This window comes from Ramlibacter ginsenosidimutans (assembly GCF_016654015.1).
Lineage (GTDB): Bacteria > Pseudomonadota > Gammaproteobacteria > Burkholderiales > Burkholderiaceae_C > Ramlibacter > Ramlibacter ginsenosidimutans.
Genome location: NZ_JAEPWM010000007.1, coordinates 1 through 21,328 on the forward strand (window position 1 = coordinate 1; position 21,328 = coordinate 21,328).

Here is a 21,328-nt window from a genome sequence, read left to right on the forward strand (position 1 = left end):
GAAGCCGCTTTGCAGCCCTTCATTGACCGCTACAACTGGCTGCGACCACACTCCGCTCTTAATCACAGGCCGCCCATGTCTCGGATCCGCGCTGTGAACAACCTCCTGAGATTCGACAGCTAGGGCGGCGGGAAGCGGCCGGGGGCAGGCCCTCAGGCGGTGCTCTTCGCCTGCGCCGCTGCGCGCAGCAGTTCTTCGACCGCCGGCAATTCCGCCGGCTTGGTGAGGTGCCGGTCGAAGCCGGCCTCCCGCGTGCGCTCGCGGTCGTCCTGCGTGCCCCAGCCGGTGAGCGCCACCAGCAGGGTCTTCTGCATGCTGGGCAGCAGTCGCATTCGGCGGGCCACGTCGTAGCCGGTCATGTCGGGCAGCCCGATGTCCAGGAACACGACGTCGAGCGGCTGCGACTGCGCGAGCTGCAGCGCCTCGGCGCCGGTGTGGGCGATGTGCGCCGCATGGCCTTCGATGTCGAGCAGTACGCCGAGGCTTTCGGCGGCGTCGGTGTTGTCATCGACGACCAGCACCTGCAGCTGGCCGGGATGGGAGGAGCCGGGTGAGGTGTCCATGCGTGAGCTTGCCTCCGAAGTGGATGGGAGCAGCGGCAGGCGCACGGTGAACGTGCTGCCCTGACCGCTGCCGGGACTGGCGGCCGAGACGCTGCCGCCGTGCAGCGCCACGAGGCTCTGCACGAGCGACAGCCCGATGCCGAGGCCGCCCTGCGGCTTGCCGGCACTGCTGGGAACCTGCGCGAACATCTCGAAGACCTTGTCGATCGCGTCCGGTGCGATGCCGATGCCCGTGTCGCTGACCGACAGCACGGCCTGCCCGGCTTCGACGCGGACCTTCAGCCCGATGCGACCGCCCTCGGGCGTGTACTTGGCGGCGTTGTTCAACAGGTTGCTGACCACCTGCGCGATCCGCGTGGGGTCCGCGTCGAGCGGCAAGGGCTGCTGCGGGACGTCCACGTCCAGCTTGTGGCCGGCGGCCTCGATGAGCGATGCGCTCGTCTCCACCGCGGTCGCGATCACCTCGCGCAGGTCGACGTGGCGCCGCCGCAGTTCCACCTTTCCGGTGCTGATGCGGGCCACGTCCAGCAGGTCGTCGACCAGGTGCACCATGTGCTGGATCTGGCGCTCCATCATCTGGCGGGTCTTCTCCAGCAGCTCCGGCTTGGTGCTGGCCATCCGCATCAGGTGCAGGCCGTTGGACAGGGGCGCGAGCGGGTTGCGCAGTTCGTGCGCGAGGGTGGCGAGGAACTCGGTCTTGCGGCGGTTGGCCTGCGCGAGCTCCTCGTTCAGCCGGCGCATGTCCTGCTCGGCGAGCAGGCGCTGCGTGATGTCCGCGAACAGCACCGCGACGAGGTCGCTGCCGGGGCCGCCCAGCCGCGAGGCGTAGATGTCGAACCAGCGGTTGATCGTCTTCTGTTCCTGCACGAAGCGCGTCGCCTCGCCGGTGCGGACCACGCGGTCGAAGACCGCGAAGCCCTCGTTCTGGAAGGCGGGCGACAGCTCGCGCGCCGTCTTGCCCACCGGGTCGCGCACGCCGGTGTGCATGGTGAAGGCCTCGTTGGCCTCCTCGTAGCGGAAGTCGCGCACCTGGCCGTCCGGGCCGCGCAGCAGCTTGAGCACGCAGAAGCCTTCGTCGATGGACTCGAACAGCGCCCGATAGCGCTCTTCCTTCGCCTCCAGGCGCTGCTCGAAGTCGCGCCGCTCGCGCAGGCGCAGTTCTTCCTTGCTGCGATAGAGCTCGACGAACACCCCGACCTTGGCCTTCAGCACCTCGCTGCGCAGCGGCTTCGCGAGGAAGTCGACGGCTCCCAGCGCATACGCGGAGAGCATCGCTTCGTCGGGATCGTCGCCCGCGGTGACGAACAGGATCGGCGTGAAGCGCGAACGGGCGCGCGAACGGATCTCCCGCGCCACTTCGAAGCCGTCCATGCCGGGCATGCGCACGTCCAGGAGCACTGCCGCGAAGTCCTGCTTCAGCAGCGCGGCGAGGGCCTGCTCGCCCGACATCGCGCGCACCATGTTCACGCCCAGCGAGTGGAGCGCGGCTTCGAGGGCCAACAGGTTTGCAGGTTGGTCGTCGACGAGAAGGACGTGGGCAGGGATGGTGTTGTGTGGCACGGCAAGGCGTTCCGGAACGGTGTCCGGTGGGGCAAGAGTCTAAGCGCCTTCACGTGCCTCAGGCGGCGCCTTGATCAGTTGCCGGCTTTGTCCTGCGCGCCTGCCAGACGACGGCTCGCGCGGCGCACGACAGCCTCCTACACGCCGGCCGTGGCGGGATCCCTTCATCGCCCCCGCCATTGACACTCGCGCGACGGCGGGTCCCGTAGGCTGGGGTGACGCAGGAACCCCGGCGCTGCGCGAAAGCGCTGGGGTTCGCTGTCGCTCACCGCCTGCCTACGGCTCCGGCCAGCCTACGACCCACCCCAGCCTGCGGCTCACCAGGAGAGTTCCAGCGCGACCTGCTGCGCCGGATCGGCCGGGCCATGCGAGAACAGCTCCGGGGGCGGCAGCCGCACGAGTTCCAGCGCCTGCTGGCTGCTGCCATGAAGCCACTGGTCCCAGTGCTCGCGCTCGATCGGCACCACGCTGCGCTTGTCCTGGGCGTGCGGGGGCAAGGCCGGATCGGGCTTGTGCATGCGCGAGAGCAGCGGATGGGCGTCGCAGTTCTGCGTGAGCATCGTGTAGCTCGGGACGACTTCGCCGGTCGCCGGGTCCGTCCACTCCGTCCATAGGCCTGCCAGCGCCCACGGCAGGCCGTCGCTGCGGGCGAAGCGCCACCACACGTTGCGTCCGGTCCCCCAGTACGGCTCGTCGTAATCGAGCGCGGGAATCAGGCAGCGCTGCGCGCGCGCCCACGGCGCCTTGAAGCTCGGCGCGGTGGCCGCCGTCTCGATCCGGCAGTTGTTCGTGCTGATCGGCCGTCCGCCGCGCCCGGTGGGCCGGCGCGTCGTGCTGAACCAGGGGATCAGGCCCCACTGGCCGACCGCGGCCGAACCCGCGCGAATGAAGGGGCCGGGCTGCCACGGACCGGTTCCATGCGTGGCATAGAGCGGTTGCGGCTCCTCCAGCAGCGTGAAGCCGAACACGTCGCGCACGACGGTCACGCTGACGGCACGGTAGCGATTGCACATGCCGCCATTGTCCCGCAGGCACGAAAAAGGCCGGCAGGGCCGGCCGCGGGAACCCGTGCGGGCGTGTGCCTTACTTCTTGTCTTCGCGATCCTTGGCCGGGGTGACTTCCACCTTCGGCAAGGTCACCGTTTCCTTCTTGGACGTGACGTCCACCTTGGGCACGGTCACTTCCTTTTGCGTGGACGACACGTCCACCTTCGGCGCAGTCACGTCGTACTTGGGCAGCTTCACGTCGCCGTCCTGCGTCTTGGAAACGTCGTACTTGGGCATCTGGACGTGCCCTTCCTGCGTCTTCTGCACGTCGCAGCCCACCAGGGCGATGGAGGCGGCGGACACCAGGCCGGCGAGGACGAAAACGGTTTTGCGCATGGCTAGACTCCCTTTGATGATTAGGTACACGGATTGTGGGAGCCCGCCAGCAAGCCCGGCTGTAAGACCCGGACGGCAAGCTCCGTGCGACGGCCGTCCCGGCTGGGCTTCGCGCCCGCCTACGGGGACGTATCCGCGCGACCGAGCACCTGGCTCAGCTTCGCGTGCACTTCCGCCGGATCCGCGGGTTTCACGAGGTGGGCAGCGAAGCCGGCCTCGGCCGAGCGCTGGCGGTCCTGCTCGCGCCCGTAGCCGCTGAGCGCGAGCACCGGCAGCTCGCCGGCCAGCGCGCGGCCGACCTCGATGCCGCTGCCGTCGGGCAGGCCCAGGTCGGTGAGGACCGCATCGAAGGGCTGCGAGCGCGCGGTCCGCAAGGCGTCAGCGCAGGTGGCGACGTGGTGCACCACGTACCCGTACTCCTCCAGGCACATCGCGAGCGCGACCGCCGCATCCTGGTTGTCTTCGACCAGCAGCACGCGCCTGCGGCCGCCGCCCGCCGTCTCGGCAGCATCCGCCTGCGCCAGCTTCGGAGCCATGCCGTGCGCGCAGGGCAGGGTGATGGTGAAGGTCGCGCCACCGCCGCGGCCGGAGCTGCTGGCGGCGATCTGGCCGCCGTGCTGGTGCATGAGCCCTTGCGCGATGGCGAGGCCCAGGCCGAGGCCGCCGTAGCTGCGGGACACTTCCGCGTCCGCCTGCTCGAACGGCCGGAAGATGCGCGGCAGCGCCTCCTGCGCGATGCCGATCCCGGAGTCCGAGCAGGACAAGTGGAACGCGCCGTCCACGTTGGCCGTGCGCACGGTCACGCGGCCGCCGGGCGGTGTGAACTTCGCTGCATTGCGCACGATGTTCCACAGGACCTGCTGCATGCGCGCCTGGTCCGCTTCGACCCACGGATGCTGCGCGTCGAGGTGCAGGTCCAGCGTGATCTGCTTCTCGTCCAGCGGCTCCTGCACCATCGCGATCACCGCGCGCGCGAGCTGGTGCATGTCCACGCGTTCGCGGCGCAGGCTGACCTTGCCCGCGCCGATCGCGGTGAGGTCCAGCAGGTCGTCGATTAGCCGCGCCTCCAGGGCGACGTTGCGGCGGATCATGGGCAGCAGGTCGCGGTGACGCTCGTCCAGCTGCGCGACGCGCTCGAGGATGTGCACGGCCGTGGTGATCGGCGCGAGCGGTGTGCGCAACTCGTGCGACAGGACGGCGAGGAAGCGGTCCTTGGCCCGGTTCGCGCGGTCGGCCTCGTCCTTCGCGGCGTGCAGGGCTTCCGCTGCGAGATGCCGCTCGGTCGAGTCGTGCACCAGCTTGCAGAAGCCGCCGGCCCGGCCTTCTTCGGTGTCCAGCACGGTCACCACGCCGTCGGCCCACAGCCGGCGGCCGTCGCGCGCGACCAGCCAGCCGTTGTCGGTGGCCTTGCCGCGCACGCGCGCCTGCTCGAGTTCGGCCGCGAGCGCGGCCTGCGGCCTGGCGTCCGGCGGAAACAGCAGCGCCGCGGACTGCCCGAGCACCTCCTCGGCGCTGTAGCCGAAGATCGTGCGCGCCGCCTGGCTCCAGAACTGGATGCGGCCCACCTCGTCCAGCAGGATCACCGCGTAGTCGCGCAAGCCATCCACGACGCGCGCGAAGATGATGTCGGCGTGCCGCAGCTGTCGCTCGGCCTGCTCGCGCGCGCGCTGCTGGTCCACCTCGCGCAAGGCGCGTTGCAGGACCGGGCCGAGCCGCGCCAGCCGCGACTTGCTCACGTAGTCCGTGGCGCCGCGCTTGAGCAGTTCCACGGCGTTGTCGTCGCCGATCACGCCGGAGACGAAGATGAAGGGCACCTGCGGTGCGATGCGGTTGCGGTGCTCCAGCAGGTCGGCGCCGGTGAAGCCGGGCAGCTCGTAGTCGGACAGCACGACGTCCCAGCCTCCGGCGCCCAGCGCCTCGACGAAGCCGGCCTCGTCGCGCAGCACTTCCAGCCGCACATTCGGCCAGGCGCGTCCCAGCTGCACGCGCAGCAGTTCCACGTCGAGGCGCGAGTCTTCCACGAGCAGGGCGCGCAAGGCCCGCTGCGAGGCTTCCTGGACTTCGGCGACGTTCACTCGTGCCTGCGCCTCGTCGAACGCAGGGATCCCGGCGGCGGCTCGTTGAGCACGGCCCAGAAGATGCCCAGGTCGGCGATCGCCTCGACGAACTGCTTGAACTCGACCGGCTTCACCACGTAGGCGTTCACGCCCAGCTGGTAGCTGCGCAGCACGTCGGACTCCTCGTGGGAGGACGTCAGCATCACCACCGGAACGCTGCGCAGCGGGTCGGTGGTGCGCACGGTCTGCAGCACTTCCAGGCCGTTGACCTTCGGCAGCTTCAGGTCCAGCAGGACGACCGCCGGATTGCCTTCCGCCCGGTCCGAGTAGGCGCCGGCGCGCGTGAGGTAATCGAGCGCGGCTTCGCCGTCGCGCACGATGATCACTTCGTTGGCGAGCTGGCTTCGTTCGAGCGCGACCAGCGTCAGTTCGAGGTCGCGCGGGTCATCCTCGACCAGCAGGATGGGCTTGAGCATCAGGAAGGCTCCTCGGTGCGGGTGGGGCCGCCGGGGGCGGCTTCGTTGTTGTTGGGGCGCGGTGGGAGCACGAAGCCGAAGGTCGCGCCGCGGTCGGGTTCACCGCGCGCCCACACCCTGCCTTCGTGCCGTTCGACGATGCGCTTGACGTTCGCCAGCCCGATGCCGGTGCCGTCGAAATCCTCGGTGCGGTGCAGTCGCTGGAACACGCCGAACAGCTTGTTGACGTATTTCATGGGAAAGCCGACGCCGTTGTCGCTGATCTCCAGGCCGGATCCCTCGGGCAAGGAGATGGCTGCGATCGCCACCCGCGCAGGGGTTCGCCCGCGCGTGTACTTCACGGCGTTGGCGAGCAGGTTGCGTACGGCCACCTGCAGCAGCAACGGGTCGGCCCACAGGCGCGGCAGCCTCGGCGCCACGTCCCACTCGATCGTGCGGCCGCGCTCCTGCTGGCGCAGTTCCTCGACCAGGTCCTCCACGAGGACCTGCGTGTCCACCAGGGAAGGCTTCAGGCCCGATCGGCCCAGGCGCGAGAAGTCGAGCAGCGCATCCACGAGCTGGCCGGCATACGACGCTGCGTCCTTGACGTGCTGCAGGTAACGCTGCGAGCGCGCATCCAGCTTGCTCGCGTTGTCCTCCATCACCAGGTCGACGTAGCCTGCGATGTGGCGCATCGGCGCGCGCAGGTCGTGCGAAACCGTATAGCTGAAGGCTTCCAGCTCCTTGTTGACGCGTCCGAGCTCCACGGCGTGACCGGCCATTTCCTCGGCGCGCCGCAGCACCAGGGCCAGCAGGGCGAGGCGCAACTCCGCGACGGCGGCGTGCTGCGCGGCAGCCCAGGGCGCCGAGCGGCCACGCACGTGTTCCTGCCAGCTGTCGAAGCTCTGGCGCGGATGGATGCGGCCGGCCGACGGCAGGGTCTTGCGCGGGTCGCCCGCCCACCGGATCGTCTGCACGATCTCGGGCCGGAACCACAGGACCACGTGCCGGTGCACCTGCGAGATCGAGACGGCGAGCACGCCCGCGCATCCGGGCAGCAGCGCCTCGCCGGGCGCCCACACTTCCGGCAGCCGGTCGGTGCTGAACAGGTCCTCGTTGCGTCCCACGATCCAGTGCGCCAGCTGGCGAATCGCATCCACGGGCGGCACTTCGCCGATCGTCCAGCAACTGTCGTTCAGGACGACGGCGGCGCCGCTGGCGGCGGCAAGCTGTGGCAAGCCGAGTTCCGGTTCGACCAGGCGCTGCAGCGTGCCATCGGATTCGGCCATGAGCGCCACCATCGTCAGCACGCGCTGGTGCAACGCGAGCCGCTGCGCCACTTCCGCGTTGTCTTCCTGCGCCTGGATCTGCAGCGACAGCAGCCGCCCCACGTGCTCGCACGCGACCCGCGTCTGGAACGGCAGGTGCCGCGGTGCATGGTCATGGCAGGAGATCAGGCCCCAGAGCCGCCCGCCCACCACGAGCGACACGGACATGGACGCCAGGGTCCCCATGTTCCGCATGTATTCCAGGTGCACGGGCGAGACGCTGCGCAGCGCGGTGAAACTCAGGTCGGTGCCGGCGGGATCGGGTGCGCCCTGGGCCGCCAGCAGCGGCACCGGGTCGTAGTTGGCGTCCGGGATCAGCCGGATATGGTTGACGCGATAGAGCTCGCGCGCCTGCGCCGGGATGTCGCTGGCCGGAAACCGGTGCCCGAGATACGAGTGATAGCCGCGGTCCAGGCGCTCGGCCAGCACCTCGCCATGTCCGTCCGAGTCGAAGCGGTAGATCAGGCAGCGGCCGAAGCCGGTGAGCCGCTTCATCTCGCGCGCCACGGTCTCGCACAACGCGGGCACCGAGTCGGCGAGCTGCAGCATCGGCAGCAGGTCGCGGGCGACCGCGTAGATCGGCGCGACCATGCTCGCCGCGGGACCGGCGGGCTCGTACTCCACGATCACGCGCTCGCCTTGCCAGTGCGCCGCCGCGTCCCAGGTGCGGCCGGCAAAGGGCAGGCTGCCGATCCACGCCGGGCCGTTGCCGGTCCGCAGCCGGCCACTGTCCACCGGCAGGATGGCGAGCGCCTCCTGCGCCTGCTGTTCCGACTCCCAGTTCGCGCTGTACGCAAGCAGGCGGCCGGTGTGGGGCGCGAGGACCACCACGCGTCCGTGCGGCTGGATGGCGCCAGGAACCCGGATGGGCTCACTGGCGCACTGCGACAGGTCAGGCAGTGGAAGTGCGCTCATGCGGGCAGGTTTCCAGGAGCAGGGAAAGGCCGTCGAAGGTCTGGCGCGCGGCGCCGCACGCTTCGGCCAGCGCCGCGGGCGCCTGCAACTCGGACGCGAGCAGCTGGCGCACCTCGCGCCACATGGCGCCGGTGGCGTCGCCCCAGCCGTGGAAATAGGCGGCGCCGTGCGATGCATCGAGGCCGGCCTGCGCGAGCCTGCGCGCGATCAGCTGGCCGCCGAGGGCGCTCCCCTCCATCACGTAGACGGAGCCCCAGCCCGCGGCGGCGCCGCGCAAGGGCCCGAACTGCGCGGGCGGGGCCGGGACGACGCCCAGCTGGTGCAGGTCGTGGCGCAGGAAGGCGCGTCGCGAGCGCGCGCGCAGCCAGGGCTGCCAGCGCGCGGGCAGCACGGCGAAGACGGCGGGCTCCCAGCCGGCCAGGAAGGCATCGAGCACCCGCAGCACGCGCACGTAGTGGCTGCGCTCATGCAGGCGGGAGAGGTCCATGAGGGCGTCGACGCGTTGGTGGTGGTCGTGCGTCGCGGTGCGCAGTGCCGCCACCGGATCGGTGGCTTCAGGCGGGGAAAACGGGGGTACGGCGGAATTCAAGTCGGCAGGTACACAGTCGAGAAACCCACTTGGGGGCAGGACGCGGGGATGCTGTCATCGTTCGACTCCCGGGTATGTAGGACAACACCGCAGGGCGACACAAAAGTGCAAACCACATGTGCATCCGCGTGCAATGGGAGATGCGGGTCGGACATGCCGGGCGCCCGCGCGCGGCGCGCTACCATGCGGCCAAGGAGCGGGCCCATGAAGAACGAGCTTCCCCTGCAGGCGCAGGAACTATTCCACGACCCGGCGGTGCGCGCACTGCGCAGCGATCTCGCACTCGCCCTGCGCGCAGCGGCGCACCACGGCCTGGGCGAAGGCGTCTGCAATCATTTCAGCATCGCGATGCCGCAGCACCCCGAATGGTTCCTGCTCAATCCGCGCGGGCTGCACTGGAGCGAGGTGCAGGGCCACGACATCGTGCTGGTGGATGCGCAGGGCCAGCGCCTCGCCGGCGCGCATCCGGTCGAGCCGACGGCGCTGTTCATCCACGCGGCCGTGCATCGCATCGCGGGCAAGTCCTGCGTCCTGCACACGCACATGCCGTATGCGACGGCGCTGACGCTCACCGACCTGCGGGCACTCGACACGACCTTGTCGCAGAACGCGATGCGCTTCCACGGGCGGGTCGCGGTCGATGCCCAGTACAACGGGCTGGCGCTGGACGGCGCGGAAGGGGAACGCATCGCACGCGCCATGCAGGGCGCGGACGTCGTCTTCCTGGGCAACCATGGGGTGATCGTCTGCGGCGAGCGCATCGCCTGGGCCTACGACGACCTGTACTACCTGGAGCGCGCCTGCATGCACCAGGTGCTGGCGCAGTCCACCGGGCGCCCCCTGCAGCCGGTTCAGCCCGAACTGGCGGCGCGCGTGGCGGCCCAGACGATGGGCGAACGGCTGCAGTCGGACCTGTTCTTCGCCAGCTTGCGCCGCATGGTCGGCTGAGGCCGCGGGTCGAGCACGAAGGCCGCGCCCTGCAGCGCGTAGAGCAGGGCGCGCCGTGGCTGGTCGGTCTCGAAGCTGTCGCCGGGCTCGAGCACGACGTCGCGCGGGTCGTCGTCCAGCGTGAGCCACAGGCTGCCGCGCGTGCACAGGATGCGCGCCGAGGATGCGTCGGACAGTTCGAACAGCTGGCGCGCCGGCAGGCAGACGGTCGGTCCGGTTTCCATCGATGGCTCCTTGGCATGCACGATGCGAATGACTATAGTGGCCGCGTCCCCTCCAGAAAAACGACATATCGGCATGCGTCCCATGCAGCCAGGGAATGCGAAAACCGCTGAACCGCGGTCCCGCCAGCTGCGCCTGGACCTGCTGCACACGTTCGACGCCGCCGCGCGCCACCTGAGCTTCACGCGCGCGGCCGAGGAACTGTTCCTCACCCAGTCTGCGGTGAGCCGCCAGGTGCAGCAGCTGGAGGACAGTCTCGGCGCGGCCCTGTTCGAGCGTCGCCACCGCTCGCTCGTGCTGACCGAGCCGGGCCGCATCATGCGCCGGGCCGTCGAGGACAGCCTCGAGCGCCTGCGCGATGCCGCCGCCCGCGTGCGCAGCGCCGCTGCGCGCCGGCATGCGACCATCACCTGCACCCCCGGGTTCGCGTCGTTCTGGCTGATCCCGCGGCTGGCGGGCTTCACGGCAGCGCACCCCGAGGTGGACGTGCGGATCTCTGCGACGCTGGACCTCGTGGACCTCGAGCGCGCCGGCGTGGACCTCGCAGTGCGCTTCGTTCCGAGCGCGGAGGGCGAAGGACCGCTGCTGTTCGAGGAGGAGGTGCAGCCGATGTGCGCGCCGCAACTGCTGCGCGATGCCGCCCGCCCGCTCAAGCGGGCCACCGACCTCGAGCAACACACTCTGCTCACCGTGGAGACGCGCGACGCCACGGTCATGGCCGACTGGGATCCCTGGCTGCGGCTGATGCAGCTGGAGCACGTGCACATGGCGCACACGCTGCGCTTCACCCAGTATGCGGACGCGGTGGCCGCGGCGGTCGCGGGGCAGGGGATCGTGATCGGGCGGCTGCCCCTGCTGGCGGAGCTCGTGCGGCAGAAGAAGCTCGTCGCGCCTTTCCGCAGCCCGGCGGCATCCCGCCGCGGCTACTTCGTGACGCTGGCGCCGCAGGCAGCGCACAACCCGAGCGCGCTGGCCTTTGCCCAATGGCTGCAGGCCGAGGCGCGCGCATCGACCAGGAGGAACCCGTGATGGCGACGATCCAGAGAGAGTTCGACGTTCCGGCCGCGGCCGACGCGGTCTGGGCCGCGCTGCGCGACTTCGGCGCGGTGCAGGCGCTGGCCCCCGGTTTCGTGACCGGCTGTTCGCTCGAGGAGTCGGGCACCGTCCGTGTGGTGAGCTTCTTCAACGGGCTGCAGGTGCGTGAGCGTCTCGTGACTCTTGACGAAGCGGCGCGGCGGATCGTCTACACCGCATCCGGCGGACGCACGACCCACCACAACGCCAGCGTCGTGGTGCTGCCGCTGGCTGCCGACAGTTGCCGCTTCGTCTGGACGACCGACTTCCTGCCCGACGCGCTGGCGCCCGCTATGGCGCAGATGATGGACCTTGGGGCGCAGGCGATGCGCTCGGCGCTGACGCCACCGCCTCGGTAGTGGCGCGCGTCCAGCCTGCACCGGGCGTGTAGCGCGCGGACTGCATCGCATTGGCCTGGAAGCCGCTGGCCCACCGCGCGACGACCTGGCCTTGCGTGTCCATCTGCAGCTGCGGCGCGCCCTGGTCCGGCGGCGTGCCGGCCACGTCGGGACGCGGCAGGGCACCGGGAACGACGTCGGGCAGGCTCCAGCCGTCAGGGCCATAGCGGCTGAAGCGCAGGCTATGGATGTTGCCCACGCGGTGCTGCCAGACCGCCATGGCCTGCCCCTGCCCATTGCTGGCGAGCTGCACGTCGCTCGATTCGCCGTAGATGCGTTCCAGCGGCTGCGGCAGCGTCCAGCCCGCCGCACGGGTCCAGGTGGACGCCATCACATGCATCCCGGCGATCCACACCGCGAGCGCGGCGTCGCCCGCTGTGCGCACCATCCGGGCCCGCGCACCGGCCGGTGCGGGGGGTGCCGGAATGGGTTCGCCTCGTGCGTCGGTGAGCGTGGCGCCGGGGGGTGCGGCGTCCGCCTGGCCGGTGCCACCGAGCACGGCAGTATTGTCGTGATCGAGGCTGGCGTCGCGGCAGCCCCCCAGCGCTGCGCCCAGCAGCACCAGGGCCGCGACCCACGTGGCCTGCCTCATGGGAATCCGGCCGGGATCAACCGCTCTTGCGGCGCGTGGCCGGCTTCGCGGTCGCGCGCGCCGTGCTGCTGCTCTTGCGCGCGGCCGCCTTGCGCACAGGTGCCGCTTCGTCGTTGGCCGCGGTCTCTCGCGCTGGCGGCGACTTCTTCGCAGCGGGCGCTGCCGCGGCGCCGTTGCCCTTGAGGCTGCGGCGCAGCAGTTCGGTGAGGTCGATGACTTCGGCGCTCGCCGGCTCTTCCTCTCCCGGCAGCGGTGCGACGCTGCGCAGGCCGCCTTCCTCGGCCTTCTGTTCCACCAGCGCCATGAGCTTCTCGCGGAACTCGTCGTGGAACAGGTCGGGCTGCCAGTCGCCCGCCATGGCGGCCACGAGTTGCTCCGCCATCTTCAGTTCGGCGGCGCTCACCTTGACGTCGTCGCCGGGCCAGGCCAGGCCCGCAGTGTCGCGGACCTCGTCGGCCCAGCGCAGCAGGTTCAACACCAGTCCCTTGCCCTGCGGCACCAGCATGGCCAGGTGCTGCTTGGTCGAGATGACGACCTTCGCGATGCCGACCTTGCCCGTGCGCTCCAGCGTCTCGCGCAGCAGCGCGAACGGCTTCTGTCCGCCCTTGCCGCCGGGACTCACGTAGTACGGCTTGTTGAAGTAGACGCTCGGGATCTGCTCGCGGTCCACGAAGGCTTCGATGTCGATCGTCTGGGTGGAGTGCGGCATGGCCGCCTTGATCTCGTCGGGCGTGAGGACCACGAACTGGTCCTTCTCCACCTCGAAGCCCTTGACGATCTCCTCGCGCTGCATGGCCTCGCCGGTGGACTTGTTGACCTGGCGGTTGCCGACGGGCGTCATGCTGGACTTGTCCAGCAGGTTGAACTTCATGCGGCTCTCGGCCGTGGCGGAATGCAGCGTCACCGGAATGTGCACCAGGCCGAAGCTGATGGCGCCCTTCCAGAGCGTGCGGGAACTGGTGGGTGCGGGCATGCGTGATCCTTTGGCAGCCCATCCACGTTAGGCAATGCGTCGCGGCGCACCTGTAGGACACCGCAGGTGATGCGTGCAGGGCGCGGCGCGGGAGGCTCCGCCGGCGAGCTCAGGGGCAGTACAGCTGGCCGCCGAGATTCGAACACAGCCCGCCCGGCCCGCGCAGGTCCGGCGGCACCCGGCGCAGGTGCGTGCCGTCGTCGACCCAGCATCCGCCCCCGTCGCACACCGCAGGCGAGGCGGGCCGGTCGATGGCAACCGGCGGAGGCGGCGGGGTCGGTGCGGCGATCGGCACCGGTTGCGACGGCGGCGCGATCCGCGGCGGCGGCACCGCGACCGGTGCCTGCACGGACCGCGCCGGACGCGCGGGCGGGTCGGGTTGGCCCAGGCAGGTGGTGGCCGCGGCGCTGCGCAGCGCTTCGACGTGCGCCGGGGCGGCATGTTTGTCGCGGGCGGCCTGCAGCTGCGCGAGCGCGGCGCCGCACGCCGGCGACTTGAGCGGGTCGGCTGGCTGTGCGCGCGCGTGCGCTGTCGCTGCGAGCAGCAGCGAAGCGAAGAGGAGAGGGACGGCATGCATCGCGGGCTTGTCCGACAGCGCCGCAACGCGCCGGGGATTTAAGTTTGCGCCATGAAGTCCCGCGATACCCGAACGAGCCGTGCCCGCCTGGGCGAGCGGCCGACCTCCTCGACCCCCGCGAAGCCGGACCACGGCGAGAACTCGGCCAGCACCATCGTCGAAGCGCCGCAGGGCGCCAGGACGAAGAAGAAACTGGACGCGCACGATTTTCCCGACGGCGGCGGCAGCGGCGGCGCGGAAGCGTTCCGCCGCAGCCGGGCCAAGCCGTGATCAGGGCTTGTCGCTGCCGAGGCCGGGCGCATCCTTGTCCTTGAGGATGCCGGCTTCCTCGACGCGCTTGCCGACGCGGCCCTGGCCGTGCACGTCGCGGCTGAACTCGGCGTCCGGCGGGCCTCCTTCGGCGCCTTCGGCGACCGGCTTTCCGGCCGGGCTTCCGACCTCGTCCTCGATTTCGGGCAAATGGACGTCTCCGCTGGCTTTCGCGTTGTCCTTGGCGTTCGGCATGGGTGTGCTCCTGGGGTGTTGCTGCGGGCAATCTAAGCCCGCGCGCGGCGGTGTTCTGTAGGATCGGGTCGCCCATGAAAATCGCGACCTTCAATGTCAACGGCGTCAAGACGCGGCTGCCGCACCTGCTGCGGTGGCTCGAGCGCGAACAGCCCGACGTCGCGTGCCTGCAGGAACTGAAGGCACTGCAGGAAGGCTTTCCGGAACGCGAGATCCTCGACGCCGGCTATCACCCCTTGTGGAAGGGGCAGCGTTCGTGGAATGGCGTGGCGATCCTCGCGCGCGGCGTGCAGCCGGTGGAGGTCCGCCGGGAACTCCCAGGCGATGCATCGGACGACCAGAGCCGCTATCTCGAAGCCGCGGTCAACGGCGTGATCGTCGCCTGCCTGTACCTGCCCAATGGCAATCCGCAGCCGGGCCCCAAGTTCGACTACAAGCTCGCGTGGTTCGAGCGGCTGATCGTGCATGCGCGTTCGCTGGTCGACGCTGCGCATCCCGTGATCCTCTGCGGCGATTTCAACGTCGTACCCACCGACTTCGACATCTACAACCCGCGCTCCTGGCGCAAGGACGCGCTGCTGCAGCCCGAGAGCCGTGCGTGCTGGGAGCGCCTGCTGGCCCAGGGCTGGACCGATGCGATCCGGCACCTGCATCCGGAGGAGCCGATCTACACGTTCTGGGACTACTTCCGGCAGCACTGGCAGCACAACTCGGGACTGCGCATCGACCACCTGCTGCTCAATCGCAAGCTCGCTCCCGCGTTGCGCGCGGCGGGCGTGGACCGCTGGGTGCGTGGCGAGGAGAAGGCCAGCGACCACGCGCCGGCCTGGGTGGAACTGGAGCTTGCTGCCAAGCCGGCCCGCCGTTCCGCGGGCGGAAGCTAAGTAAATTTCCTAGAACCTCGGCAGTTTTTCTTACTGCCGCGCGGCTGAGTACGTGGTTTCATCTCGTTACCGGAGATGGAGCGAGATGGAATCGAACGAGGAGCGCGCGCTGTGGCTGGAAGCGCTGTCCGACAAGGTGCTGCACCAGCTGCCCGCCGTGGTGTGGAAGAACCTCTTCCTCGGGCCCGAGCGGGACACCATCCGCTTCGAGCAGCGCCACCTGACGCTGGTCCACGCAGACCTGAGCGCGGGCTCCGCCGAGGCGAGCGACGCCATGGCGCGTTTCCACACCCAGTTGCAGGAGCTCAATGCGCGCCACCACGGCCGCCTGGATCCGTACCAGCAGGACGCGGCGCTGGCCACCTTCGAGAACCCGGGCGCCGCGGTGCGCATGACCATCGAGCTGCAGCGGGCCGCGGAGGGCCTGGCGCTGCGCATCGGTGTGGTGAGCGGAGTCTGCACGCTGGCCTATTTCCGGGCGCAGGGCCGGCTGTGGTGCACGCCGCTGGGCCGGCAGACGGAACGCGCGGCCTACGTCGCCGCCGGCGCATCCGTGGGTGGCATCGTGATCTCGCCCGAGGCTTACGGGCCCGACGCCGGCCGGGTGCGGCTGCACGTCGACAGCGATGCGCCCGACTTCGAGGATTCGGAGCTGGATCTCTCCACGCTCGCCCTGGAATCCGAGCCGGACGCCATCGACATCCCCTGCTGACCGCGGCTGCGCTCAGGCGCGAAAACCGCCTTCGGCGAGAAAGCGCTCTTCCTCCGGCGTGCTCTCGCGCCCCAGCACCGCGTTGCGGTGCGGGAAACGGCCGAAGCGCGCCACGATGTCGCGATGGTGGCGCGCGTAGCGCAGGTTCTCGCCTCCCAGCGGCTCCATCAGCGCGCAGCAGCGATCCAGGTCGGCCAGGTCCTCCGAGTGCATGAACGGCAGGTAGAAGAACTGCCGCAGCTGCGCCTCCACGCGCAGGTCGTGTCCCGCCGCGATCGCCGTGCCGGCCGCGGCGCGGGCCAGTGCGTCGGTCGCATACATCCGGGGCGTGCCGCGGAAGGCGTTGCGCGGAAACTGGTCCAGCAGCAGGACCAGCGCGAGTGCTCCTTCGGGCGAATCCGCCCAGGACGGAAGCCGGCCGGCGGCGGCTTCCTCGTGTGCATCGAGGAAGCGCGAGCGGAAGAGGGCGTCGAACGCAGTGTCCTGCCGGAACCAGCGGCGGGGCCCGGCCTCGCGCCAGAACTGGACGACTGCGGCGGGCGTAGCGTCGCGCAGCATGGAGCAAGCATACGGCAGCGGCGTTCACGCGAGCGCTGCAGGTGGCGGTCCGCCGCAGCAGCCGCCTCCTACAGGCCCCCGGCCACCCTGCTTGCAGAACCGTCGCCGGCCCGCGCCTAGATTGGTTGCATGAGCACTGAAACCAGCATCGGCCCGGAAGACGACCTCGGCGGCAACGAGAACCACGGCAACGCCGACGGCTGCGGCAACAAGACGCTGGGCGACAAGGTCCAGCAAGCGCGCGAGCCGGCGGCCGGCGCCGGCGGCGTGCTGGACGACGCGGGTGCGCAGGTGCCCGCCGGCGTCCCCGGGGCCCGGCCGCGTCCGGGCATCGCTAAGGGACCCGCCTCCTACCCCGACGGCCCGAACGTCGAGGACAGCCCGTGGGAGCTCGAGGCCGCACGCGGTCACCTGCCGAAAGACCCGAACCGCTGACGGGCCGGTACCCGCCTCCGCCGGTTGGTTGCGCGCGCAACGATCCGGCGCTATAGTTGCGCCCGCAACCAAAAGGAGCAGGCGTGGCGACATCCTTGCCGCAGGAAATTCCGGTGCTCGTGGCCGGCGGCGGGCCGGTGGGCCTGTCGGTCGCGGCGCTGCTGGCGCGCCACGGCGTGCGCAGCCTGGTCGTCGAGGCGGACGAGGGCTATTGCACCGGCAGCCGCGCGATCTGCATCTCGCGGCGCTCCCAGGAGATTCTCTGGACCGCGGGCGCCGGCGAGGCGCTGGCGCGCAAGGCCTTGCCCTGGACCGGCGGGCGCAGCTACTGGCGGGACCGCGAGGTGCTCCACTTCCGCATGCCCAGCGAGCCGACCGAGCGCTTCGCGCCCATGGTCAACATCCAGCAGTACCACGTCGAGGCCTTCGTGCACGACGCGCTGCAGCGCGTGCCGGAGCTCACGCAGGTCGCATGGAGCACGCGCGTCACGCGCGTCCTTCCCGCGGCGGAGGGGGTCGAGGTCGAGGTCGAGGGGCCGGACGGGCCGCAGCGCATCCGCGCCGGCTGGCTCGTGGCGTGCGACGGCGGCCGCAGCACCGTGCGCGACCAGCTCGGGCTCGCGCTGGAGGGCACGCAGTACGAGGGCCGCTACGTGATCGTCGACATCGTGCAGAAGTCGAAGCGGCCGGTCGAACGCCTCGCGTGGTTCGACCCGCCATCCAACCCCGGATCGACCCTGCTGATGCACCGGCAACCCGACGACGTGTGGCGCATCGATTACCAGCTGCGCGACGGCGACGATGCGCAGGAGGCGCTCGCGCCGCAGAACATCATGCCGCGGGTGCAGAGCCATCTCACCATGATCGGCGAGGATGCGCCCTGGGAAATGCTGTGGGCGTCGATGTACAACGCGAAGTGCCTGACGCTGGGCTCGTACCGCCATGGCCGCGTGCTGTTCGCGGGAGACGCCGCGCACCTGGTGCCGATCTTCGGTGTGCGGGGCCTGAATTCGGGGCTGGACGACGCTGCCAATCTCGCATGGAAGCTCGCGCTGGTGCTGCAGGGCGGGGCACCGGAGGCGCTGCTGGACTCGTACTCGCAGGAGCGCGTGCACGCGACGCGCGAGAACCTGGCGTACGGCGCCAAGAGCACGGAGTTCATGGCGCCACCGGATTTCGCTTTCCGCCTCATGCGCGAAGCCACGCTGCGGCTCGCGCTGGATGAACCGGGCGTGCGCTCCCTGATCAACCCGCGGCAATCGGCGCCGATCGCGTACACCGGGTCGGTGCTGAACGGAACCGAAGAGGGCGCCTGGCGCGATGGCCAGGCGGCGCCGGGCCAGCCAGCGCCCGAGGCGCTGCTGCAGGGGCCGCAGGGCGACTTCCACCTCACCCAGTGCTTCGGCACGGACTTCGTCTGCCTCGTCTTCGGCGACGGCGCCATGCCCCATGCTGTCGCCGAGCTCGCGACCCACGGCGTCGGCGTGCTGGACATCGCGCCGGAGGCGGATGCCCAGGGCCAGGCGCGCTCGCGCTATGGCTTGCCCGATGCCGCGGCCACGGGCCTGGTGCTGGTGCGCCCGGACGGCTATGTGATGGGCCGCTGGCGCGGGCTGGATCCCGCGCCGCTGCTGGCCTGCTTGCGCGAAAAGGGAATCCGTCCATGAACGAATCCGATCTCGATCGCAGCTACAGCGCCCTGTGCCACGCGCTCGGCGACGTCGGCCAGGATCGCAGCGAGTTGCTGCTCGGCATGGTCGTCCTGGCGCTCATGGCGCGGGCGCCCGATGCCGACGAGGTGCTGGCCCTCATCGCCCGCTCGCGCGATCGCTGCCTGGAGGATTGAGCGGTGGCGGCGCGAAGCGGCGGCGTGCCGCTGGACGAGTTCCTGACCTACCGGCTGCACCAGGTCAACAAGATCACCGACAAGGCGAGCACCGATGCCTATGCCGGCGAACTCGGGCTGGGCGTCGGCGAAGCGCGCTGCCTGGCGGCGATCGGCAACTTCGCGCCGCTGTCGGTGAACCAGCTCGCCGCGCGCGCCAACCTGGACAAGGCCCATGCGAGCCGGGCGGCGCAGTCGCTGGTCGAGCGCGGCTGGGTGCGCAAGGAGGCGAGCGACGCCGATGCGCGCGGCGTGGTCCTGAGCCTCACGCCCGAAGGCCGCCGCTGGTGGCAGAAGGTGATGCGGCTGATCGCACGACGCAACGAGGAGATCTTCGGCTGCCTCGACCGCAGCGAGCAGGAGGCGCTGGCGGCCTTGCTCGATCGCGTCGTGCAGCACGCGCGCGGCTGAGGCGCGGCGCCCGCTGGGGCCCGGCGGAATACCCCTGCCCGCGTGGCAAGGCCGGGAACTCCCTAGAATGCCCGGTCCCCCCATGAACGCCCCCGTCGACGTCTCCTTCTTCGCGCGCGCTGCGAAGCCGCTCACCAGCTCTCGCAAGTACTGGGCGCATCGCTTCGGCCCGGCGCCCTTCCTGCCCATGAGCCGGAAGGAAATGGAGGCGCTCGGCTGGGACAGCTGCGACGTCATCCTCGTGACCGGCGACGCGTACGTCGACCATCCCAGCTTCGGCATGGCCGTGATCGGCCGCACGCTGGAAGCGCAGGGCTTCCGTGTCGGCATCATCGCCCAGCCGGACTGGCACAGCGCCGAGGCCTTCAAGGCGCTGGGCAAGCCGAACCTCTTCTGGGGCGTGACCGCGGGGAACATGGATTCCATGATCAACCGCTACACGGCCGACCGGAAGCTGCGCAGCGACGACGCGTACACGCCGGGCGACGTCGGCGGCAAGCGGCCTGACCGCGCAGCCATCGTCTACAGCCAGCGCTGCCGCGAGGCGTACAAGGACGTTCCCATCATCCTGGGCGGGATCGAAGGCAGTTTGCGGCGCATCGCTCACTACGACTACTGGTCGGAGAAGGTGCGCCACAGCATCGTGCTGGACGCCAAGTGCGACCTGCTGCTGTACGGCAATGCCGAACGCGCGCTGGTCGAAGTGGCCCACCGCCTCGCCGCCCGCGAGCCGGTCGAGAACATCACGGACGTGCGCGGCACTGCCTTCGTGCGCCGGTCCACGCCCGAGGGCTGGTTCGAGATCGACTCGACCAGCGTCGATGCGCCCGGCCGCGTCGAGGACCACGTCAACCCCTACCTGACCATCTCCGACCAGGCGAAGGCCCAGGGCGAAACCTGCGCGAAGGAAGAGGGGTCTTCCCTTCCTCTTGCGGAGGGCAGGGGTGAGGGCGCGGCGCAGCCGCTCCAGTTCGTGGCCAACCCGCGGATCAAGCTGAACCGCGACCGCACGGTCATCCGCCTGCCGTCCTACGAGGCCGTCAAGTCGGACCCGGTGCTCTACGCCCACGCCAACCGCGTGCTGCACCTGGAGACGAATCCCGGCAACGCGCGGGCGCTGGTGCAGGCGCATGGCGAGCGCGACGTGTGGCTCACGCCGCCGCCCATTCCGCTCACGACCGCGGAGATGGACCATGTGTTCGGCCTGCCGTACGCGCGCGCTCCGCATCCCGTGTACGGCGACGCGAAGATTCCCGCGTGGGAGATGATCCGCTTCAGCGTGAACATCATGCGCGGCTGCTTCGGCGGCTGCACCTTCTGCTCGATCACCGAGCACGAGGGCCGCATCATCCAGAGCCGCAGCGAGGACTCGATCATCCACGAGGTGGAAGAGATCCGCGACAAGGTGAAGGGCTTCACCGGGGTGATCTCCGACCTCGGCGGCCCCACGGCCAACATGTACCGCATCGGCTGCAAGTCGCCCGAGATCGAGGCGGCGTGCCGCAAGCCGAGCTGCGTGTATCCCGGCATCTGCCAGAACCTCAACACGGACCACGGGCCGCTGGTGAAGATCTACCGGCGTGCGCGGGCGCTCAAAGGCATCAAGAAGATCCTGATCGGCTCCGGCCTGCGCTACGACCTCGCCGTCCAGTCGCCCGAGTACGTGAAGGAGCTGGTGCAGCACCACGTGGGCGGCTACCTGAAAATCGCTCCCGAGCACACGGAGCAGGGTCCGCTGTCGAAGATGATGAAGCCGGGCGTGGGCAGCTACGACCGCTTCAAGCAGATGTTCGACAAGTTCTCGAAGGAAGCGGGCAAGGAGCAGTACCTCATCCCGTATTTCATCGCCGCGCACCCCGGCACCAGCGACGAGGACATGATGAACCTGGCGCTCTGGCTCAAGCGCAACGGCTTCCGCGCGGACCAGGTGCAGGCTTTCTATCCCAGCCCGATGGCCACGGCCACGGCGATGTACCACTCGGGCAAGAACACGCTGCGCAAGGTGACGCGCGACAGCGAAACGGTCGATATCGTGCGCGGCGAACGCCGGCGCCGGCTGCACAAGGCCTTCCTGCGCTATCACGACCCGAACAACTGGCCCCTGCTGCGCGACGCACTCAAGGCCATGGGCCGCGCCGACCTGATCGGCAACGGCAAGCACCACCTGGTGCCGACGTTCCAGCCGCTCACGGACGGCAGCTACGCGAGCCCGCGCCGCAAGAATTCGACGGGTTCCGCGAAGCCCTCGAAGGGCCGCATCCTCACGCAGCACACGGGCCTGCCGCCCCGCAAGACGAAGTAGGCC

At 70.1% G+C, this 21,328-nt stretch carries 25 protein-coding genes; 12 read left to right on the plus strand and 13 right to left on the minus strand.

The window, feature by feature from the left end; genetic code table 11:
• The coding region (locus JJB11_RS16305; RefSeq protein WP_201173619.1) for an integrase core domain-containing protein at window positions 1–123 on the plus strand (123 nt) is incomplete at its 5' end.
• A gap of 29 nt (window positions 124–152) precedes the next feature.
• Here JJB11_RS16305 and JJB11_RS26585 read toward each other — a convergent pair.
• From JJB11_RS26585 to JJB11_RS16340, 7 genes are all read right to left on the minus strand, one after another.
• On the minus strand, window positions 153–2,123 hold the full coding sequence (locus JJB11_RS26585) for a response regulator (protein ID WP_340643158.1): 1,971 nt from the start codon (window positions 2,121–2,123) through the stop codon (window positions 153–155).
• Between the two features lie 317 nt (window positions 2,124–2,440).
• Complete coding sequence (locus JJB11_RS16315) at window positions 2,441–3,136, minus strand: SOS response-associated peptidase (protein ID WP_201173624.1); 696 nt, start codon at window positions 3,134–3,136, stop codon at window positions 2,441–2,443.
• 70 nt (window positions 3,137–3,206) lie between these two features.
• Complete coding sequence (locus tag JJB11_RS16320; protein WP_201173627.1) at window positions 3,207–3,506, minus strand: hypothetical protein; 300 nt, start codon at window positions 3,504–3,506, stop codon at window positions 3,207–3,209.
• 119 nt (window positions 3,507–3,625) lie between these two features.
• Window positions 3,626–5,581 carry a response regulator gene (locus tag JJB11_RS16325; RefSeq protein WP_201173630.1) on the minus strand — a complete coding sequence of 652 codons (1,956 nt, stop codon included), beginning with the start codon at window positions 5,579–5,581 and terminating at the stop codon, window positions 3,626–3,628.
• Window positions 5,578–6,039: a response regulator gene (locus JJB11_RS16330; RefSeq protein WP_201173633.1), complete on the minus strand. Its 462-nt coding sequence runs from the start codon at window positions 6,037–6,039 to the stop codon at window positions 5,578–5,580. Before JJB11_RS16330 ends, JJB11_RS16325 begins: the two co-directional genes overlap by 4 nt.
• Entirely contained in the window at window positions 6,039–8,261 is a 2,223-nt protein-coding gene (locus JJB11_RS16335; RefSeq protein WP_201173643.1) for an ATP-binding protein, read from the minus strand. The genes JJB11_RS16330 and JJB11_RS16335 overlap by 1 nt, the downstream gene beginning before the upstream one ends.
• Complete coding sequence (locus JJB11_RS16340; RefSeq protein WP_207190046.1) at window positions 8,239–8,802, minus strand: biliverdin-producing heme oxygenase; 564 nt, start codon at window positions 8,800–8,802, stop codon at window positions 8,239–8,241. Before JJB11_RS16340 ends, JJB11_RS16335 begins: the two co-directional genes overlap by 23 nt.
• Window positions 8,803–9,054: 252 nt before the next feature.
• Between JJB11_RS16340 and JJB11_RS16345 the strand changes: the two genes are divergently transcribed.
• Entirely contained in the window at window positions 9,055–9,798 is a 744-nt protein-coding gene (locus tag JJB11_RS16345; protein ID WP_201173647.1) for an aldolase, read from the plus strand.
• Here JJB11_RS16345 and JJB11_RS16350 read toward each other — a convergent pair.
• A complete protein-coding gene (locus JJB11_RS16350; RefSeq protein WP_201173650.1) occupies window positions 9,702–10,022 on the minus strand; it encodes a DUF2917 domain-containing protein in 321 nt (106 codons plus the stop codon). The genes JJB11_RS16345 and JJB11_RS16350 overlap by 97 nt on opposite strands.
• An 82-nt stretch (window positions 10,023–10,104) precedes the next feature.
• Here JJB11_RS16350 and JJB11_RS16355 point away from each other — a divergent pair, with 82 nt between their 5' ends.
• Both JJB11_RS16355 and JJB11_RS16360 read left to right on the plus strand, forming a co-directional pair.
• Window positions 10,105–11,049: a LysR substrate-binding domain-containing protein gene (locus tag JJB11_RS16355; RefSeq protein WP_201173654.1), complete on the plus strand. Its 945-nt coding sequence runs from the start codon at window positions 10,105–10,107 to the stop codon at window positions 11,047–11,049.
• The gene (locus tag JJB11_RS16360; protein ID WP_201173657.1) at window positions 11,049–11,453 is read left to right on the plus strand and encodes an SRPBCC family protein; all 405 of its coding nucleotides are present in this window, start codon (window positions 11,049–11,051) and stop codon (window positions 11,451–11,453) included. The genes JJB11_RS16355 and JJB11_RS16360 overlap by 1 nt, the downstream gene beginning before the upstream one ends.
• Here the strand turns inward: JJB11_RS16360 and JJB11_RS16365 are convergent.
• The 3 genes from JJB11_RS16365 to JJB11_RS16375 form a co-directional block, all read right to left on the minus strand.
• The gene (locus JJB11_RS16365; protein WP_201173660.1) at window positions 11,386–12,084 is read right to left on the minus strand and encodes a hypothetical protein; all 699 of its coding nucleotides are present in this window, start codon (window positions 12,082–12,084) and stop codon (window positions 11,386–11,388) included. The genes JJB11_RS16360 and JJB11_RS16365 overlap by 68 nt on opposite strands.
• 16 nt (window positions 12,085–12,100) lie before the next feature.
• The gene (gene ku / locus JJB11_RS16370) at window positions 12,101–13,057 is read right to left on the minus strand and encodes a non-homologous end joining protein Ku (protein WP_201173667.1); all 957 of its coding nucleotides are present in this window, start codon (window positions 13,055–13,057) and stop codon (window positions 12,101–12,103) included.
• A 109-nt stretch (window positions 13,058–13,166) separates the two neighbouring features.
• Window positions 13,167–13,634, minus strand: a complete 468-nt coding sequence (locus tag JJB11_RS16375) for a hypothetical protein (RefSeq protein WP_201173669.1) — start codon at window positions 13,632–13,634, stop codon at window positions 13,167–13,169.
• Window positions 13,635–13,685: 51 nt separating this feature from the next.
• Here JJB11_RS16375 and JJB11_RS16380 point away from each other — a divergent pair, with 51 nt between their 5' ends.
• Window positions 13,686–13,904 (plus strand): hypothetical protein, encoded by a 219-nt coding sequence (locus JJB11_RS16380; protein ID WP_201173671.1) that lies wholly within the window; start codon window positions 13,686–13,688, stop codon window positions 13,902–13,904.
• Here JJB11_RS16380 and JJB11_RS16385 read toward each other — a convergent pair whose 3' ends face one another.
• On the minus strand, window positions 13,905–14,138 hold the full coding sequence (locus JJB11_RS16385) for a hypothetical protein (RefSeq protein ID WP_201173674.1): 234 nt from the start codon (window positions 14,136–14,138) through the stop codon (window positions 13,905–13,907).
• A 74-nt stretch (window positions 14,139–14,212) separates the two neighbouring features.
• Between JJB11_RS16385 and xth the strand changes: the two genes are divergently transcribed.
• Window positions 14,213–15,022: an exodeoxyribonuclease III gene (gene xth, locus JJB11_RS16390; protein ID WP_201173676.1), complete on the plus strand. Its 810-nt coding sequence runs from the start codon at window positions 14,213–14,215 to the stop codon at window positions 15,020–15,022.
• Window positions 15,023–15,107: 85 nt separating this feature from the next.
• Window positions 15,108–15,734 carry an adenylate/guanylate cyclase domain-containing protein gene (locus JJB11_RS16395; RefSeq protein WP_201173677.1) on the plus strand — a complete coding sequence of 209 codons (627 nt, stop codon included), beginning with the start codon at window positions 15,108–15,110 and terminating at the stop codon, window positions 15,732–15,734.
• A gap of 12 nt (window positions 15,735–15,746) precedes the next feature.
• On the opposite strand, the gene JJB11_RS16400 is transcribed toward JJB11_RS16395, so the two are convergent.
• Complete coding sequence (locus tag JJB11_RS16400; RefSeq protein WP_201173679.1) at window positions 15,747–16,292, minus strand: DUF924 family protein; 546 nt, start codon at window positions 16,290–16,292, stop codon at window positions 15,747–15,749.
• Between the two features lie 129 nt (window positions 16,293–16,421).
• On the opposite strand from JJB11_RS16400, the gene JJB11_RS16405 reads away from it, so the two are divergent.
• The 5 genes from JJB11_RS16405 (at window position 16,422) to JJB11_RS16425 (ending at window position 21,325) form a co-directional block, all read left to right on the plus strand.
• Window positions 16,422–16,727 (plus strand): hypothetical protein, encoded by a 306-nt coding sequence (locus tag JJB11_RS16405; protein ID WP_201173680.1) that lies wholly within the window; start codon window positions 16,422–16,424, stop codon window positions 16,725–16,727.
• A gap of 83 nt (window positions 16,728–16,810) precedes the next feature.
• Complete coding sequence (locus JJB11_RS16410) at window positions 16,811–18,394, plus strand: FAD-dependent monooxygenase (RefSeq protein ID WP_201173682.1); 1,584 nt, start codon at window positions 16,811–16,813, stop codon at window positions 18,392–18,394.
• Complete coding sequence (locus tag JJB11_RS16415; protein WP_201173683.1) at window positions 18,391–18,573, plus strand: hypothetical protein; 183 nt, start codon at window positions 18,391–18,393, stop codon at window positions 18,571–18,573. Before JJB11_RS16410 ends, JJB11_RS16415 begins: the two co-directional genes overlap by 4 nt.
• Window positions 18,574–18,576: 3 nt before the next feature.
• Window positions 18,577–19,023, plus strand: coding sequence for a MarR family transcriptional regulator (locus tag JJB11_RS16420; RefSeq protein WP_201173685.1), 447 nt, complete (start codon window positions 18,577–18,579; stop codon window positions 19,021–19,023).
• Window positions 19,024–19,105: 82 nt separating this feature from the next.
• A complete protein-coding gene (locus JJB11_RS16425) occupies window positions 19,106–21,325 on the plus strand; it encodes a YgiQ family radical SAM protein (protein WP_201173686.1) in 2,220 nt (739 codons plus the stop codon).
• Window positions 21,326–21,328: the final 3 nt, after the last annotated feature.